This is a genomic window from Dongshaea marina (assembly GCF_003072645.1).
Taxonomy (GTDB): Bacteria; Pseudomonadota; Gammaproteobacteria; order Enterobacterales; family Aeromonadaceae; genus Dongshaea; species Dongshaea marina.
This window is the reverse complement of the sequence record NZ_CP028897.1, coordinates 2,407,344-2,424,138: the sequence shown is the minus strand read 5'-3', so window position 1 is coordinate 2,424,138 and position 16,795 is coordinate 2,407,344. Positions and strand designations below refer to the sequence as shown.

The 16,795-nt window shown below is 47.9% G+C and carries 17 protein-coding genes, 2 tRNA genes and 3 pseudogenes; 15 read left to right on the top strand and 7 right to left on the bottom strand.

Annotation, left to right across the window (positions count from 1 at the left end; genetic code table 11):
• Nucleotides 1-54: 54 nt before the first annotated feature.
• Nucleotides 55-264 carry a hypothetical protein gene (locus tag DB847_RS11600; RefSeq protein ID WP_108650823.1) on the bottom strand — a complete coding sequence of 70 codons (210 nt, stop codon included), beginning with the start codon at nt 262-264 and terminating at the stop codon, nt 55-57.
• Between the two features lie 12 nt (nt 265-276).
• Nucleotides 277-549, bottom strand: coding sequence for a hypothetical protein (locus DB847_RS11595; RefSeq protein WP_108650822.1), 273 nt, complete (start codon nt 547-549; stop codon nt 277-279).
• A 233-nt stretch (nt 550-782) separates the two neighbouring features.
• Here DB847_RS11595 and DB847_RS11590 point away from each other — a divergent pair, with 233 nt between their 5' ends.
• Together DB847_RS11590 and DB847_RS11585 are read left to right on the top strand one after the other, a co-directional pair.
• The gene (locus tag DB847_RS11590) at nt 783-1,229 is read left to right on the top strand and encodes a hypothetical protein (protein WP_108650821.1); all 447 of its coding nucleotides are present in this window, start codon (nt 783-785) and stop codon (nt 1,227-1,229) included.
• Complete coding sequence (locus DB847_RS11585; protein WP_407644446.1) at nt 1,229-1,558, top strand: hypothetical protein; 330 nt, start codon at nt 1,229-1,231, stop codon at nt 1,556-1,558. The genes DB847_RS11590 and DB847_RS11585 overlap by 1 nt, the downstream gene beginning before the upstream one ends.
• A gap of 350 nt (nt 1,559-1,908) precedes the next feature.
• On the opposite strand, the gene DB847_RS24370 is transcribed toward DB847_RS11585, so the two are convergent.
• Nucleotides 1,909-2,073 carry a hypothetical protein gene (locus tag DB847_RS24370; protein WP_159084558.1) on the bottom strand — a complete coding sequence of 55 codons (165 nt, stop codon included), beginning with the start codon at nt 2,071-2,073 and terminating at the stop codon, nt 1,909-1,911.
• 155 nt (nt 2,074-2,228) lie between these two features.
• Nucleotides 2,229-3,221, bottom strand: a complete 993-nt coding sequence (locus DB847_RS11580; RefSeq protein ID WP_108650819.1) for a substrate-binding domain-containing protein — start codon at nt 3,219-3,221, stop codon at nt 2,229-2,231.
• A gap of 730 nt (nt 3,222-3,951) precedes the next feature.
• Between DB847_RS11580 and DB847_RS25570 the strand changes: the two genes are divergently transcribed.
• The 6 genes and pseudogenes from DB847_RS25570 (at nt 3,952) to DB847_RS11555 (ending at nt 8,008) form a co-directional block, all read left to right on the top strand.
• Complete coding sequence (locus tag DB847_RS25570) at nt 3,952-4,149, top strand: hypothetical protein (protein WP_234418657.1); 198 nt, start codon at nt 3,952-3,954, stop codon at nt 4,147-4,149.
• Entirely contained in the window at nt 4,098-5,204 is a 1,107-nt protein-coding gene (ltrA, locus tag DB847_RS11570; RefSeq protein ID WP_234418564.1) for a group II intron reverse transcriptase/maturase, read from the top strand. The genes DB847_RS25570 and ltrA overlap by 52 nt, the downstream gene beginning before the upstream one ends.
• Nucleotides 5,205-5,398: 194 nt before the next feature.
• Nucleotides 5,399-5,674 (top strand): hypothetical protein, encoded by a 276-nt coding sequence (locus DB847_RS24365; protein WP_159084557.1) that lies wholly within the window; start codon nt 5,399-5,401, stop codon nt 5,672-5,674.
• 427 nt (nt 5,675-6,101) lie between these two features.
• Nucleotides 6,102-6,971, top strand: coding sequence for a fructosamine kinase family protein (locus tag DB847_RS11565; protein ID WP_108650818.1), 870 nt, complete (start codon nt 6,102-6,104; stop codon nt 6,969-6,971).
• A gap of 43 nt (nt 6,972-7,014) precedes the next feature.
• Nucleotides 7,015-7,688 (top strand): annotated as a pseudogene (gene hxpB / locus DB847_RS11560) (hexitol phosphatase HxpB).
• Between the two features lie 116 nt (nt 7,689-7,804).
• Nucleotides 7,805-8,008, top strand: a complete 204-nt coding sequence (locus tag DB847_RS11555) for a CPXCG motif-containing cysteine-rich protein (RefSeq protein ID WP_108650817.1) — start codon at nt 7,805-7,807, stop codon at nt 8,006-8,008.
• Nucleotides 8,009-8,031: 23 nt separating this feature from the next.
• Here DB847_RS11555 and DB847_RS11550 read toward each other — a convergent pair.
• A pseudogene (locus tag DB847_RS11550) lies at nt 8,032-8,663 on the bottom strand (riboflavin synthase subunit alpha).
• Between the two features lie 183 nt (nt 8,664-8,846).
• On the opposite strand from DB847_RS11550, the gene DB847_RS11545 reads away from it, so the two are divergent.
• The 7 genes and pseudogenes from DB847_RS11545 to DB847_RS11520 all read left to right on the top strand — a co-directional run bounded on the left by DB847_RS11545 (nt 8,847) and on the right by DB847_RS11520 (nt 12,739).
• Nucleotides 8,847-8,923: transfer RNA gene (locus DB847_RS11545), tRNA-Val, on the top strand.
• Between the two features lie 10 nt (nt 8,924-8,933).
• Nucleotides 8,934-9,010: transfer RNA gene (locus tag DB847_RS11540), tRNA-Val, on the top strand.
• Between the two features lie 225 nt (nt 9,011-9,235).
• On the top strand, nt 9,236-9,943 hold the full coding sequence (locus DB847_RS11535; RefSeq protein ID WP_108650816.1) for a helix-turn-helix domain-containing protein: 708 nt from the start codon (nt 9,236-9,238) through the stop codon (nt 9,941-9,943).
• A 123-nt stretch (nt 9,944-10,066) separates the two neighbouring features.
• Nucleotides 10,067-10,972 carry a hybrid sensor histidine kinase/response regulator gene (locus tag DB847_RS11530; RefSeq protein ID WP_108650815.1) on the top strand — a complete coding sequence of 302 codons (906 nt, stop codon included), beginning with the start codon at nt 10,067-10,069 and terminating at the stop codon, nt 10,970-10,972.
• 38 nt (nt 10,973-11,010) lie between these two features.
• Nucleotides 11,011-11,442: pseudogene (locus tag DB847_RS26650) on the top strand (histidine kinase dimerization/phospho-acceptor domain-containing protein); the annotation flags it as partial.
• 254 nt (nt 11,443-11,696) lie between these two features.
• Entirely contained in the window at nt 11,697-11,903 is a 207-nt protein-coding gene (locus DB847_RS26645) for an ATP-binding protein (protein WP_407644461.1), read from the top strand.
• Nucleotides 11,900-12,739, top strand: a complete 840-nt coding sequence (locus DB847_RS11520) for a response regulator (RefSeq protein ID WP_108650813.1) — start codon at nt 11,900-11,902, stop codon at nt 12,737-12,739. Before DB847_RS26645 ends, DB847_RS11520 begins: the two co-directional genes overlap by 4 nt.
• Before the next feature lie 339 nt (nt 12,740-13,078).
• On the opposite strand, the gene DB847_RS11515 is transcribed toward DB847_RS11520, so the two are convergent.
• Nucleotides 13,079-13,844 (bottom strand): IS5 family transposase gene (locus DB847_RS11515; RefSeq protein WP_108650678.1). Its coding sequence is split into 2 segments (ribosomal slippage): nt 13,079-13,475 and nt 13,474-13,844, totalling 768 coding nucleotides; the frame shifts between segments, so codons are not numbered across the junction.
• Complete coding sequence (locus tag DB847_RS11510) at nt 13,816-15,210, bottom strand: hypothetical protein (protein ID WP_108650812.1); 1,395 nt, start codon at nt 15,208-15,210, stop codon at nt 13,816-13,818. Before DB847_RS11510 ends, DB847_RS11515 begins: the two co-directional genes overlap by 29 nt.
• Between the last annotated feature and the right edge of the window lie 1,585 nt (nt 15,211-16,795).

Sequence of the window (16,795 nt, the reverse complement as noted above, 5' to 3'; positions counted from 1 at the left end):
AACAAAGAATGAATAAGGGATCGGTTGCGGCTTATGATCATCCGCCTCAAGCTGTTAGCCCTCCTGATTGACAGTCTGTTGTGCCAGCCGTGCTTTCAATTCCTGGTTACGCTCTTGCTCTTTGGCTAACATCTTCTTGAGCTGGCCAATCTTCTTTAGTAAGTCTTGATCCTGTAGACCTGTATACAGAAGATCTCCGCTTTGTTTGTCTACTTTGACTTTAGCCTTGGCCTGGCAAAGAGGACAGGTTCTAACATCAGACATGATAACTCCTGGTTAGTGTGACTTTTTCATGAATTCGTTTTCAAGGGCGGTGACTCTCGCTTCAAGGGAGAGGAATCTGTCCTGGCTGACCCATGCCGAGGAGCGCTCCATGCCTCGCAGCTTCTTATGTCTTACTTTGGAAATAATGTGGCGAACGACGGTTCCCATTGCGACACTGGCTTCCAGATCGCTTTCCATCTGCTGCTTTACCTGGTTGAGAAAGTCGATCTGCTCTTCATTGAGACGTACAGATACGACCTGAGATTTTGATTCACTTTTGCTCATTCAGAACAACTCCAGCCAACGTGTTTACATCGTATACACTGTAGACGCATGTTCTGAGATAGTCAAGACTGTGCGTATTATTGTTTGGCAGACTACAGATCTGAGCGACCGTCTTTGACATTTTCTAATGCTCCGGTGATCCGAATTGGCCTATGGCTCTCAGTGCGTCATCTGATGCCATCGCGCTGTTTATGGACTATAAATTAAGAGTATTCTCCCGGCAGGAGCTCTCCATGACACCTTTGCACACCCAAATGGCTTCACTCGCTGTTGCTATGGGGTTCACGCTTTGCGTTTGCGCCGAACAGACTCTAACCCTGGCAAGTGGCGAGTGGTCTCCCCTGACAGGAGAGCACATTAAAGAACAGGGGATCTGTACTCATATCATCAAGGAAGCTCTTAAAAAACAGGGATATAAGATCCAGAGCAGTTACTTTCCCTGGAAGCGCTCTTACAAACTGGTTGTTGAGGGAGCTTATGATATAGGCCCCTGCTGGATTAAAAACAGCCAAAGAGTGGAGGAGATTCTGTTTAGTAAAGAGCCGATACTGGTGATGAAAAAGGTTTTTTTCACCGTAAAGACTTTCCTTTTGACTGGGGCTCTTATGCCGATGTCAGAAAGTACAAGGTTGCTATCACCCGGGGTTACTCCTATGGCGAAGGATTTGATAAAGAAGTGATGGCCAACAGGATAAATGCACAGTATGCGAATACCGATGAGCAAAATCTGAAAAAGCTGATCCGGGGACGGGTCGATGTGTTCCCACTTGAGACCGTGGTCGGCTACACCCTGATCAACAAGAAGCTCTCACCCATTCAGGGGCAATTGCTAACCAATCATCCTAAGGCGCTGCATGAGTCACCCTACTACCTGATCGTATCCAGAAATATTCCCGGTGAAAGGGCTCAGAAAATCTTAGATGATTTTGATAAGGGATTAAAAAAACTCAAGAGTTCAGGAGAGTATGCTGCGATTGAGGAGCTCTCTTTTCGGGGGTACTACGAGTAAGCTAAGAGGCCGGGATCAACCAGGAGTCCAGGCTCTGTTGACGTTTCAGATTTGGTTCTGCAGTTGGCAATTTTTTCATCCAGCAAGGCAGAAGATGTGTGGTGTAGTTGCTCTACATGAGCATCTGATAACGCTGCTGGGAGGGAAAATAGCCACTGCCCTTCGGGTTGCACCTAAAAAAGCCCTGTTCATTGTTACTCATCACTCATTTAGAACAACTAAACCTCATGACTCGCGTCGTGAACAGGACATTTTCAGAGGACAACAGGTTCAAAATTGGAAATGTCAACAGAGCCTAGGGTTGCGGCATTCTGCCGCGATCCCCTACCCTGTTTCAACAAGGCTTTGAGTTATTCATGACTCACTTCAAGTTCATCGACCCGTGCGTCTTGTTTGGATTCACAATGTTCAGATTGTGATTCCTGTTGCTCAGCTCTGTCTCGAGTGGTGTTCTTAGAGCGCCCAAGATCCTCTTTGGCGCTTTTTAAAAGCTGTTGCAGTGTTTCATTATCCATTGCAATCTCCCTGCTTTGGTTATGATTTTTTCCGTCACATTGACCCTTATCATAACTGGGAAGAGCCGCTAAAAAAACACCTGATTAAGCTATGGATTTGAAGCAGGCACAGTTGAATCTTTTTACCGGCCGATGGGGCTCAGTGGCCGCCATGGCTAAAGCGCAGATTGACGGATCACCAGCTCTGGCTCCAGTAACAGTCGCTCGATTGCCCTGGCCGGCTCCTGGATCCGCCGAAGAAGAAGCTGAACGGATTGCTCTCCCAAATGGTAGGCAGGTTGACGGATCGTTGTTAGTGGAGGAATGCTATAACTCGCCGGCTCAATGTCATCATAGCCGACCACAGCCATATTCTGTGGGATCTTGATATCCTGTGTAAAAGCAGCGCTTATCGCGCCGATCGCCATGAGATCATTCCCTGTCACCAGGGCCTTTGGCTGCGAGTTTTGACTCAAGAGTTGTTGCATCAGCTCGAAGCCTGATTTTGAATTAAAATCGCCCTCCAGGATCCATTCATTATGAACCGGGAGCTGAGCTTCTCTCAGGGCCTGTTTAAAACCATGAAGTCTTTGTTGTGCCTGGAAGTGATCCATTGGGCCTGTAAGGCACCCTATCTCCTGATATCCCTGGCGGATCAGATGGTTAGTTGCTAAGTAAGCGCCATGGCGTGAATTATCCTGGATCAGATCGGCAAAATCACATGGCCACCCCCCATCCATCACTACCTGAGGCGTATTCTGGGTCTTTAGTAATGACAGGAGTTGCTGGCTGATTTCGGAGCACATCACAAGAAGACCATCCACTCGCTTTTCGAGTAACATTTTCAGGTAACTTTGTTGGCGATGCTGCTGATTTTCGGTATTACAGAGGATCAGGTTGTAGCCGTTGGTAAAGCAGTTCGCTTCAACTCCCCGGATCACCTCGGCAAAAAAAGGGTTTGAACTTGTTGTTACCAGCATCCCAATGCTTTTTGAGCTATTTAGCTTGAGTCCTCTCGCCAAAGAATTTGGCGCATAGTTAAGCTCAGCGATTGCTTCCTGCACCCGCTGGGTACTTTCCTGGCTTACAAAACGAGTTTGATTCAATACATGAGATACAGTGGAGATGGAAACCCCAGCCCGGTGTGCTACATCTTTGATTGTTGCCATTGAGATAGATTAATAATTTTTTGCCAAGTTATCACACCCTTTTGTTATCACCAACCAGGTGCCGCCTTGTTTTGATAATTAACATACTATATTTGATAAACCTCATATATATGGGGCTTTATGAGGTTGGCCAATGGGATTGAATTAATACATTAAATAGGCATGATGGCATAAGTGTGTCGCAGACACACATACAATTTGATAAGGATATGATCTTGTATGTAAAAGCTCATGGGGAGATGGTGGTAGACCCACCGAAGTCTGCTGTCGGAAGTCGGCCTCAAACCGCTTCAAGCTGCTTGGATTAAGAGTCCCGGTAGTGAGCGTTGAAGAAAAGGTCTCCAAGAGAGATCAGGTATGGTGCAGGGAGACGAGTAACCCCGAACCCATGTCGAGGCGTCGTAATCATATAGACGGTATCAAAACCGGAGGTCTTATGCTCCTCCGGGATAAGCCTGCAAGTGTACTCCGAATGCTGTGCTGGCGGTACCCGGCGTTGAGTGGGCGTGAACCTGCACTGGGCTTTCCATGGGAACTGCGAGAACCAGTCACTACGATGAGAAGGGAGAAATGCAAATAACTAAATTTATGAGCATAAGAGTACCGATGCGTAGTACTGGGGCGGAGCTGCTCGTAGTAGTGAGGAAGCGCTTGTAATGAGCGTGGAGCAAAGGGGCAGCATCAAACAGCTGATGGTCAACTCTCAACTACCGGACGGTAGGAGGAAGACTTGAGCGCAGCAAAACCATTTTCCATTTCAAAACAGCAAGTCATGCGTGCCTTCGAGTTGGTCAAGGCCAACAAAGGAGCCGCTGGCATAGATAATCAGTCTATTGAGTGTTTTGAAAAAGACTTAAAATCCAATCTTTACAAACTGTGGAACCGTATGTCCTCGGGAAGTTACTTCCCCCTGCGGTTAAAGCCGTAGCTATCCCAAAGAAATCCGGAGGAGAGCGACTGCTGGGTATCCCTACAGTAAGTGACCGTATCGCACAGATGGTGGTCAAACTTGAGCTTGAACCTTGTATTGAGCCCTACTTTTTAGATGATTCCTATGGCTACAGACCAAATAAATCGGCACTGGATGCAGTGGGGATTACTCGGAAGAGGTGCTGGGAATACGACTGGTTGCTTGAGTTTGATATCAAAGGGCTATTTGACAACATCTCGCATGAGCTGATGATGAGAGCCGTCGAAAAGCATACTGAGTCTACGTGGGTGAGACTGTATGTCCGGCGCTGGTTAACGGCTCAGATGCAAATGCCGGATAATAGCCTGGTACATCGTAATCAGGGGACACCACAGGGTGGTGTCATTAGCCCCCTGCTGGCCAATCTATTTCTGCACTATGTGTTTGATAAATGGCTACAAAAACACTACTCTCACCTAAAATGGTGCCGCTTTGCGGATGATGGGCTTGTCCATTGCAACAGCAAAGTCGAAGCAGAAATGATGTTAAATATACTGACCGAGAGATTCCGTGAGTGTGGACTTGAGCTACACCCTGTAAAGACAAAAATTGTCTATTGCAAGGATGGATCTCGCCAAGGACAGCATGAGCATACAGCGTTCGATTTCCTTGGGTACACTTTCCGATGCCGAAAAAGCATTAACAGGTGGACCAAGCAGGTATTCAGTGGATTCGGACCGGCCATCAGCAAGCAGTCAACTCTATCCATCGGGGAAAAGCTCAGGAAGTTAAGGTTCAGAACAAGAACTGACTTGGAGCTTAAGGATCTAGCAAAGCTTCTGAACCCCATGATCCAAGGTTGGCTCATGTACTATGGGAAGTACTATCGTAGTGCGATGTATGCAGTGTGTCGCCTCATAAACAACGGGCTGATCACATGGGCAAGAAGGAAATATAAGTCTTTATCTCATCGCTCCAGGACGAGAGCTTCTGAACTCATGAAGAGAATAGCGAAGCAATCCCCTGGCTTGTTCGCCCATTGGCGAGCTGGAATGGTTGGTGCGTTTGTTTGATGGGAGCGGTATGAGTCGAGAGGTTCACGTACCGTTCTGCGAGAGGCTGCTGGGGAGGTTCCGGCGGTCTACTCACCTATAATGTTCTCGAAATAACCAGCGTTCACTTTATATACAACTCAGTCTTTTGCCCGATTCAATCAGGGTGCGGAACTGTCTAATATTCGCCCATCGAATCCTGCAGGGCTACTCCAATGAAAGCATTCACACTACTGGCACTATCCATGCTGTTGGCAAGCTCTTCCTGCATGGCTGGTTCTCTCTATCTCTCAGAGTTTAAGCAGCAACTGATACCTGTCATTAACCAGGGGATCCGCAATCTCCCCACACTAAAGACACAGAGGTTCCGGCCATCGGTGTTGCCGACAGTCACTGCCTCATCTAGGCACCATCCAAGGATCCGCCTGGAACGCTCCCGGAATGACGAGTATCGAGTCTGGCTCACTCTCTCCTTCCCCACCAGCAGCTGAAAGCCCAAGCCTGTATTGATTCCCACCAGGAAAGATATGTGATCTGATTGGTGAGGCGGTCTGTCATATGCCTTTAACGCCCTCCTCCAGGTGACCAGCAAAGCAAGTATCAGGCGGTAACCTCACTTATAATCAAAAACCTTCACTTTGTCGCAACTCTGCCCGAGAGTAAAAATGATGGTCCACTCATCAGAAAACACTGCAAGTGAGCCTCTTATCTTCACTGACGAAAAGAGGCTTAAGGCTTCTCTGCTCTTTCAGCACGCCCATGGGTGGCAAAACCCTGTTAGCCCCCTGAATATCACAATTTCGCGATCCAGCATCTCTGCTCGCCCAAACATCCACGGGAGTTGCTTGACAACCATAGGATCAAGCAGTCAAAGTAAAACTTAAATGCCTAGGAACTGACCAAGGAGCCGGAGGTCTTATGTGGCAATCCATTGCAGAGCAAATTGCCTGTGAATTAGAAACCCCCTTTGCAATTAAAGAGCGCACCATAATCGCTGGTGATGATAATAATCACGCCTATCATATCAGCGATGGTTCCCGCTCCCTGTTTGTAAAAACCAATAACAAGAGTCACATAGACCCCTATGAGGTGGAGGCTCAGGGGTTAAAAACTCTGCTCGCCAGCCAGACCATTCGTGTGCCCCACCCCATCTGCTATGGCAAAACCAAGACTCACAGCTTTTTGGTGCTCGAATACCTGAATTTTGAACCTGCAACTCCCGAAAGCTGGTATAAGGCGGGAATCGAATTAGCGGCGCTGCATTCTCACGGCGAACAGGCTATGTATGGAGCCGATGAGGACAACTATATTGGTCCGACGGTTCAGCCCAACAGCTGGCAACGAAAGTGGTGTCAGTTCTTTGCAGAGCAACGCATCGGCTGGCAGCTACAGCTGCTGCAGGAAAAAGGGATCCTGCTTGGAGATATCGAGGAGCTGATCGCCAGGATCAAGCAAAAACTCGCTCACCACCAGCCGCGCCCCTCACTGCTGCATGGTGATCTGTGGAATGGCAATATCGCCTTTTGCCAGGATGGCCAGCCGGTCATCTATGATCCCGCATGCTACTGGGGGGATCGCGAAGTCGATATTGCGATGACCGAGCTGTTTGGTCGCCTTCCTCAAAGCTTCTATGAAGGTTATCTGAGCGAAGCTCCCCTCGACGAAGGATATGGTACCCGTCGTGATATCTATAACTTCTACCACATCCTGAATCACTGCAATATTTTCGGGGATGCCTACCTCAGCCAGGCGAAACAGCTGACCCAGCAAATCCTGGAAGCACCCTGACAAGCGGGTATAATAGAGCCTCCATTTCTCTTGAGGTTCTCTCATGCTACAAGCCGTCATTTTTGACATGGATGGGGTTCTTATCGACTCAGAGCCCTTTTGGCAACAGGCCGAAATCGATATCCTCAGCAAACTTGGGGTACCGATCACCCTTGAAGATACCTATAAAACCATGGGGATCCGGATCGACCAACTGGTCGGATGGTGGTACCAAAAGCACCCCTGGGAGGGAAGCAGTTGCACCGATGTAATCAATGCAATCGTTCAGAGAGTCTGCGAGCAGATCGCCAGTGAAGGAAAGAGTAAGCCCGGCCTTCATGAAGCACTTGAGTTTTGTCGCTCCCAGGATCTCCCCATTGGGCTGGCCACCTCCTCCCCGACATCCTGCTCACCACGATTCTCGATACCCTTGAGATCGGCAGCTACTTTACTCACTGCTACTCCGCAGAGCATGAGCGATACGGTAAGCCCCATCCGGGGGTCTACCTGCAAACCGCAAAACATCTTAATGCTCACCCCGAGCAGTGTTTAGCCATTGAAGATAGCTTTAATGGCCTGGTCGCAGTGAAAGCCGCCTGCATGCGATCTGTAGTGATCCCGGAGCAAAGTCAGCAGCACGATCCCCGCTGGGTGATAGCCGATCACCAACTCAGCAGCCTGGCAGCACTACCAGAGATCATCACTCAGGAGAGAAAGCGCGCCAGCTCAATTTTGTGAGCCAGGGCCCGCTTCGAGATCCCCCGGCACAGCAACCCTGGTTCTGTGCCATTGATCCCATACAGGGAGCTTAAAATCACTAAACTTAAGGAAACAGAGTGAAAAGGGGATCGGTTATGCGTGATCACATATACAAGAATATCATCTGCCCCCACTGTGGCTGTCATACCCCGGTTGAGCTGGACGCAACTCAGGGGGATCAGGACTATCATGAAGAGTGCATGGCCTGCTATAACACCATTCACCTGGTGCTACATCGTGACGAGCTCCATGATCGTTTACAGCTGTTTGTAGACGCAGACGACGAGCAGATCTTTTAACCGGCCAGCGCCCCAAGGCCTGGCTAACCTGACAGCCCCGGCTGCCACACCCCGCCTTGCGCCATCACCCGCTCCACCGTCTCTACAATCGCCTGAGTCTGGGGATCGATCTCAATATTCACCCGCTCTCCCGGCTGTTTTGCTCCCAGGGTCGTCCTGCTCAGAGTTTCCGGGATCAGGTGAACATCAAAACAATCGTCCTTTACTTCGCCGACCGTCAAACTGATCCCATCAATTCCTATATAGCCCTTGGTCAGAATATATTTCATTAAGTGGGCAGGAGCGCGAAACGTCAGACTCAGGTTGTTGTCAGAGGGAGTTCGCTCCAAAAGCTCCGCCATTGCCATGATATGCCCGGACATCAGGTGGCCGCCAATCACATCCCCAAACTTCAGAGCAGACTCAGCATTGACACTGTCCCCGACTTGAAGCTCCCCCAGGTTGGTGACTCGCAGGGTCTCCTGCATCAGATCAAAACTGACCTGCCCCCGTCGATTTGGGTCACGGTCAAACAGCAACCATTGTGCGCGACAGAATCTCCGATCTTGAGTCCCAGACGCACCGACTCCGGCAGACTCACCCAAAACGTACGAAAATTAATTTTCTCATCGATCGCCTCAATCCTGGCGACACCCGCGACAATACCACTGAACATGACGTTTCTCCCTGAGTTAGAAGGACCCAAGCATAGCAGTTACGCTGATAAAATCAGCTAACGGATTTCGCAGCCACGCTAAGTGAGCAGATAATAATCACTTGAGTCTTCTTTTTGTGATCCCCCCAAAAACACCTTGCCCGAGGGAAACCGATTCGATACTATGGCCTCGCCTCAAACGATGCGTTCTTAGCTCAGCTGGTTAGAGCACCACCTTGACATGGTGGGGGTCGGTGGTTCGAGTCCACTAGAACGCACCACTTTCTTAGTGCGTCCGTAGCTCAGTTGGTTAGAGCACCACCTTGACATGGTGGGGGTCGGTAGTTCGAGTCTACTCGGACGCACCAATTTCTCCTCTCAGAATTTTCAACTTTCAGATATTTCATTTTCCAGTTCCGAAAAACTCATCATTTTTTGCAAAGCAAAGCCTCAAATAAGCTGTTAGGATCCGCGTAGCTGTCCCCTCCATGAGAGTACTGAGAAAAAAATCAGGTGTTCACCTGATCTTAATCAGTATTAAATTCTGTCATCATCTGTCCCGGTTATTCAACGAGATACTTTAATATTCACCGATGGCACAGATTCAATTTTTTTTCTTCAATCAAGATGGTGCAATTTGCATCCGTGGTAAAAGTACTCCCATCGCGGGAAGGACCCTGGTCATAACCCATGAAGGAGCAACTGCTACCTTACAACAGCAGCAGGAATTGGAGTCGATTCCCTTCTACAGAGCTGATTTTCAGGAGATCTACCTGGAGCTGACCGATCTGCTTAAGGCAAGTGCTCCCCAGCCTATTGAGGGAGAGCTCTTTTACCAGCTACCTCTGTCTGAGGCGATGCTCCAGGTCGTTCACAGTATCGGGGCACACAATCGTAAGGTTTTGCTACAGTTTATCTGTACCTATGGCCTTGCCGTTGATCCCGGAACGTTTGCAAGTCTGCTGACACACTTTGTCGACCGGGACCATAATCTGATTGAATTTATCGAAACCAACGCGCTTAAGCCCTGGTCAGTGAAGCGTTATGCTTCTGAGCTTGGAATTAACGTACGTAAGCTTAACTACATCTTCCATGAAAATTATGGAATCAACCCTAAATCATGGCTGGTTGAGAAACGATTGCAGCATGGTCACAAGCTCCTGCTGGCAAGTAACATGCGGATCTCAGACATAGCCCTGGAGTGCGGATTCAATAATCACGCTCACTTCTCAGATAGCTTTAAAAAGCGTTACAGCTTTAGCCCCTCTGAGATCCGCGAGCAGGTTTTGGCCGTCGCCTGAGCAAAATCTGAAACCTCAACAGAGCCTAAGCCCGCTCATAAGGTATTTTCAACAAAACACCTTATGAGCGGGCTGCTAATGTTTTAGAATACACCCTCTTTGTGGGAACAAACATTAGCGCGCATGAAACTACCCTGGAAATCCTCGCTGGTCACCCGGCTTACCATCCTGTTAGGGCTGACGATGGCTGCCCTTTGGCTGCTCACCGAGTCCGCCGCTGTCTTCTCTTACTACAGCTATTACAGCCAGGCTCGCAGCCGGATCCTCTTCTACTACCAGACCTATACCGAAATGCGAGCTCAGCTTGAGAGCGAGCGGTTTATCTTTGCGCAAAATGATGCCCTCCGCCTGCTCAACAGCTGGCGGGAGCACCTGAGTCAAACTCCTCATCCACACCCCATAGATCAAGAGCTGTCGGGCCGGTTCTGGGCCTTTGATGACAGCGTTACTAAACTCTCTCAGCTTACTCCCCTGGCGATCAATACCATCCAGTTTCTGGTCGGGCACACCATAGGTAACCAAGTCCTGTATCGCAATAGCTTCATCATCATCCCCAACGAGGGGATCGCTTTTGATACCCTGGCTTCAAATCACCCCTATGTGATCTCTCACATCGACGAGCTCAGGGATCTGCTCAAGCAGCCCTCATCCAATGGTTACTACTGGGGCAAACCCTACTATGATCAAAGCTCCAATAACTGGTGTATTCCCGTCGCCACGGCCACCGCATTCAATGGACAGCTGATCTATGCCGGCTACACCATGCATATCAACCAACTGGTGGCTGAAAACTATCCAATTTTCCCCGGAAACTTTAGCCTGCTGTTCTCAAGAGATGGAAAACTACTGCCGATCCTCCCCAGCTCCCTGACAACCGAGGAGGAGGCCAATCTGGAGAAACAACTCGCCTCTCCGGATGCAATCAACTTTAACAGTGGCAACTACTATGTGACCCGGGCCCCTCTTAAATCGCCTCCCTGGGAGCTGGTAAACCTCTACCCCTATCTCAGCTCAATAAGGTTGAGTTAGAACACCTGAGTCACCACCTCCCCTTTGGTATCGCAGCCTTGATCATTCTAATCGCCATCCTGATCCTGACGCTGCGCCACTACCTGCTCGATCCATTACGTCAATTCATTCGGATCCTCCATGACTCCAGTCGCAATAAGAGTTACCAGAGGCTTCCTTCTGAGCGTAAGGATGAGCTCGGGCAGATAGCTCGCGCCTATAACCGATTGATCAGCGAAGTCGAAGATGGCTATAAGAACCTTGAGAGCAAGGTCGAGCAGCGTACATCCGCCCTGGCAAAGGCCAAACAGGCCGCCGAAGTCGCCAGGCAGGCCGCCGAAATTGCAAATCTGCGCAAGAGCGAATACCTGACCGATATCAGCCATGAGATCAGAACGCCACTCAATGGGGTTGTCGGCTCTTTGGAGCTACTCAAGCTATCAAGCCTCAATCAGGAGCAAAAGGAGATGGCTTCTACTGCAGAGCAGTGTGCTGACTCTCTGTTAACCCTGGTGAACAACATTTTGGATATCTCCCGCATCGAAGCCGGTGAGATGATCCTGACCCTTCGTCAATTTTCACCTCTGCTTTTGGCTAAACAGGCTCTTAAAATTGTTGAGCCCAGAGCTCTGAGCAAGGGGCTTGAGCTAACGATTACCGCTTCCTCGGAGATCCCGGCGACGATTCTCTGTGATGGTCAAAGGATCAAACAGATCCTGATCAATCTCCTGGCAAATGCAGTGAAATTCACCCCCGGGGAGAGATTTGCCTGCAGCTGGACGTCAAACAACAGATCCTTAGCTTTGCCGTTAAAGATCCGGGGATCGGGATTGCCCGGGAGGATCAGCAAAGGATCTTCCAGCCATTTCACCAAACCCGCCATCAACAATCCGGAAGCGGCCTAGGGCTCCCTATCAGTCTCAAACTTGCCGAGTTAATGGGGGAAGCATGACACTTGCGAGCACGCCGGGACATGGTTCAACCTTCACCCTGCAACTTCCGCTCAATGAGTCTGAGACCAGTCCCCAGGCCTACCCCACTCAGCCTGTGGCGCTCTCCCCCTCCAGGGAGCAGCAAGATCTTGCCGCGTCAGCCCAACTCAAGGTTTTAGTGGTCGATGACATAGAGACCAACCGGGAAGTTACGCGCCGCATGCTGGAGCAGTTAGGACAACAGGTGGTCACCGCATCCGGTGGCTTTGAGGCATTAAAACTTGCCTGTGAACAGATATTTGATCTGGTACTGATGGATATTCGCCTGCCGGATCTCGATGGAATCGAAACCACCCAGCGCTGGCGCAATGCAAATCTGAGCATTCTCGACAGTGACTGTTATATCGTGGCTCTGACCGCAAATGCTCACCCCAGTGAGCGAAATCAGCTTCTCAATCAGTTGATGAACGGCTACCTGGTGAAACCTGTCTCCCTGATGCAACTGGCACGAACCATAGAGAAAGCGGCAAATTACCAACTTTCCCGTGGGATCGAGTTAAACGAGGCCTCGGCAGGCCCTCAGGCCATCGTCGATCTAGACGAACCATCCATGAAGGCCAGGGTCAATGAAGAGCTCTATAACCTGTATAGCCTGAGTCTCAAAGCGTTTAGGGCACAATCCCCACAACAGCTCAGCCACTGGCTACATGCGCTTAAGGGGTGTGCCGGGACCTGCGGACTAGCCGAGATCAAATTGATGGTGGAAGACCTTGAAGAGAAACTTCGAAAGGGGGATGAATTGGACGCCGCAGATCTGCAGCGACTCGAAAAACTGATCGACCAGCTCGCCAGTTAGAAGTGATTAGCGCGCACCCGGATTAACGTCTGAAGGATTTTGTGATGCGCCTCAGACACTGAGGGTAAATAGCCTTTAGAAAGGGCTCACTTGGCACTTTGATTGCTCATAGGTTTAACTGTATTTGTTTTTACCCCGTCCCTGGGTTTATGGATCTTATGGGGAATACCTTCTGAAGGTGGCTTGGCTAAATAGTTTAAAACCCGGGCTAAGGCTCCACTCAGTAATGAGCCAGCAGGCTAGCTAAGGAACAAGCCTACAGTGAAATGCCAGCAAACAGCTGTAAAGACTTCACATTCAAACCGCACAGTGGGTCGCGTGAAAGTTTAGGGGCTGTCGTCATAAGATGGCAGCCCATAGTGCTACACAACGTATTTGAACCGCCGCTTCAAATGAAGCGGTATTTTTTGCATATCGTGTCGCGATTCCTCGCCACCTCTTCAGATGAAGAAAAGCATTTTCTACCAAATGCCTAACTCTATAGAGACCTTTATCATGCTCCCGTAGCACCTTCCGGTTTCTCCTCGATGGAATAACCACTTTCATTCCCAGAAACTCGGCTTGGGAGACCAAGGCATTGGTATCGTAGCCTCTGTCAGCCAGTAAATACTCAGCATCGACACTATCAATCAGAGCCAAGGCCTGAGAACAGTCTGCCGTTGTACCTGAGGTAACAAAGCACTTAACAGGCATGCCATGAGAGTCTACAGCCAAGTGGATTTTACTGTTTAGCCCCTTTTGTTATCCCCATATCCTGATTACCTCCCTGAGCACCGCTGGCATCTGGGTGGACTTTGATATGGCTGGCGTCGATCATCAGCCACTCAAAATCAGGCTCATGGATTAAACGTTCCTGGAGGCGAGCCCAAACTCCCTTATCACGCCAGCGACTGAAGCGTCGATGGGTATTTTTCCAGTCGCCATAATCGGGAGGAAGGTCTCTCCAAGGTGAGCCTGTCCTTAAAATCCAAAAAACAGCATTGATAAAGAGTCGGTTATCTCGACCCGCCTTTCCCCAATCACCTTTTCTTCCCAATATATGGGGTTCGATTAGGCTCCATACTCGGTCTGATATGTCATGGCGTCGGTGGGCTGGGCTCTTCATTGTGTAGTTCCAGATTAATGATGAAAGAATATATTGTACTCAAACTAGTCCGCTCATGACGACAGCCCCTAGTATTTATTAAACATTTAATATGATCCGTATTACTACACTCAGGTTCCCGCAACGCAGCCAACATGCTAATAATCGGAGACAGAAATTTTGATTGACTGGAGATCACTATGATCTCTTCAACCCTTTGAGCTATCAGAGGCTCTGGTATTACCCTAGATGATTCAATCTCATTTTTTATGTTATCTAGCTGATGCTTTTGCACATCACTTTGTGAGGCATGTTCTTTAAGAAACTCTATGACATGAATAACTTCGAGCCTTAGCTCTTGTGAGCTCTGCGACTCATCTTCCAGTAATGATTCTATTACGTTAAATGATCTTCCATCCACACATTTATTATGACGCCCATACAGACAGTAGCCATAATAAGCCGTTCGCTTAGAGTAAAAATGACCATCTTCACGCTTCTTATTCTCTTCCTGCTCCTCCTGCTCCGAACCTTTTCTGGGTGCCACACACAGACCTGTGTTGGCCCATTCACCTTGACTCATCTCAAGCATATTTACTTTGGCCGGATCTTTTTGTGTCTCAAAAATGCGATCTCGTGGGCTATACAGCCAATTCTGGGGAGTATTGGGTGCGCCCGGTCCATAAAATTCAATATGCCGATGAGGAAATCGAACAGATGCAGCAAAGGCAAGCCGATCCAGAATGCTTCCGGACAACTTAATTGGCGCATATTTATCACTTTTATCATTGTATTTTGTTTTTACTTTCAATCCACTTTTTTCAGATGCCTTAATACCTCCTTGATACCATTTATAAATGACTTCTCTCTGTTTCTGTTGTTTTAATACGTACCTAGCATCGGTTATAGCACGCTCTTTTCTTTTATTAATCTGTTCCGTATTCTCTGACGAAGGAAATATTTTTGCCCCTGCTGCATTACAGCTTTCAAAAATAAACAATTTAGTATTTTTAAAATATTCCAAAAGCTCAATAAAAAAACTATGATGGATTTTACCTTGAACATCTGATGAAAAAATCCCCTCTCTCTCTACTACCTCATTTTGCTTATTTTTTACTTTTATTTTGCTAAGACACCCATGTCCAAAATAATGAATTCGTGTAATTGAGCTTGGATCTATCCCCTCTAATTTTGGCAGTAATTCCTGTCTTGCATTGTTTGCATCATATTGTTTTTCATCTCTTATATTACCTTTAAAAATAACTGTGTGTATCCTCAGACTGGGGTTATTCCTTGCGTATTCACAGAGCTTTTCCCAGTAACCCATGAGGATTTTATTAGCTGCCATAGCGTGGTCATTTAATATACAAAGAACTGCATCACTCATCATCACTACCTTTTGGTTAGTTGATCATCAATAGCTGTGCGTAGAAACACGACCGATGAAATGAATTAACCTATTCATCTCCAGGCTTAGTCGCTATGGACTAACCACAGCGAAAACCAAGCTGGCTTTTATGAATAGGGGATGCTTCCTGCGCTGAGCTCATAGCTGAGCCCTATTTGCGGCGGATTACCTATTTGCCTGAGTTTTCCATATTGCCGCTAACAGACAAGGCGAAACTTAAAATTTAGACAATTTATTAAAATTAGTATCTTTGATTATTTCAATAGAAGAAAAACTCACTCCATTAAAATAAACATTAAGTTTTGTCTTTACTCAAGCTATTAGGTGAGTTAATTAACTAGAGTAAATAATAGCCACCCTAAGTTGAGTTGCTTAAATAATATTCGAAACCTCATTCACCAAGAAAACCTTTTAAATTTCAGCATTTATATCACTTCCAGCCTCAACCCTCAGACGCTGAAGTATTTTAAATTGCCAAACACACACTTAGCAAAACATTCAACAGCTCTGAAATGCAGGAGCGAAATATATCACGCCAATAATGTCATATCGCCATATTTATCTGGAGATAAAGAAAAATAGGGTTTTTACCTTAGAGAATGCAGTAATGAATGGGTGAATTAATACCCAATAAACATATTAATTCAAACAACATGCCCCCTAATCTATCACCCCTGGGATCTGTTTTAGAGTCTTTTTTATACTAAAAAGAGTATTCAAGCATCTTCTCAAGGCAACATAATGACAGTTAGGAGGGCCGCCCCGGGAGAGTTAATTATGGCTGAAAGGCACAGCATCAGAAGAGTGACAGATATCTCGGCAGACAAAGTGGTCAGTTTATCAAAACAGTACTCGAATTGACCGCTCCTAATAGTAAACTACCAAGTTAAGCTCAGGCTGCTCCTCTGCGTTAGGGGTAAAATGGCTTCCAGGCCATTGTCGTGGAAGAAAGGTGATCAGCTTATTCTAATAATCCATGAGTCATTTGCGCCACGCAGCAAGTCCGAGCCTCTTTCCTGAGGCTCCTTTCCAGCTCAGCGATACCCTCCCATGGGCATCCTCCCAGTTTGGCATCCTCCCTCTCATTCTATTACTAAGAAGCAATTCCACCCTGCTTCGCGCGCGTTGCTCTGGATCAACTTAACCTTGTATGCTCGATCCCAGCGGCTACCATCCTGGTAGCCCTATCCTATTCGCAGTCCATTGCACTCGCTACGTTGCGAAGCAACTACGCCCATGCTGGTAACGGGCTAAATGACTCACAGATTATCCAAATAGGAACTCGCTACATCCTGATCTCTTAACTACTAAGATTGGTATAAACACCGAACTGGTAAGCAATCAGGGAGCGAGGCCTGCATAATGGATTAATAGTATGTCTGCGCGCACATCCGGAAGATGTAGCAGCATTGGAATTGTATCAACAGTGGGAAGAGCAGAAGCCCCCATAAGATAAAAGCATCAAGGCTCAGGCATCTAAATTAGAACAGGCCTCTGAAAAATCTACTAAGTCACATCTGGCTCTGCCGGAGCTGATTTCATAACTCCGGCGAAATGATCAGAT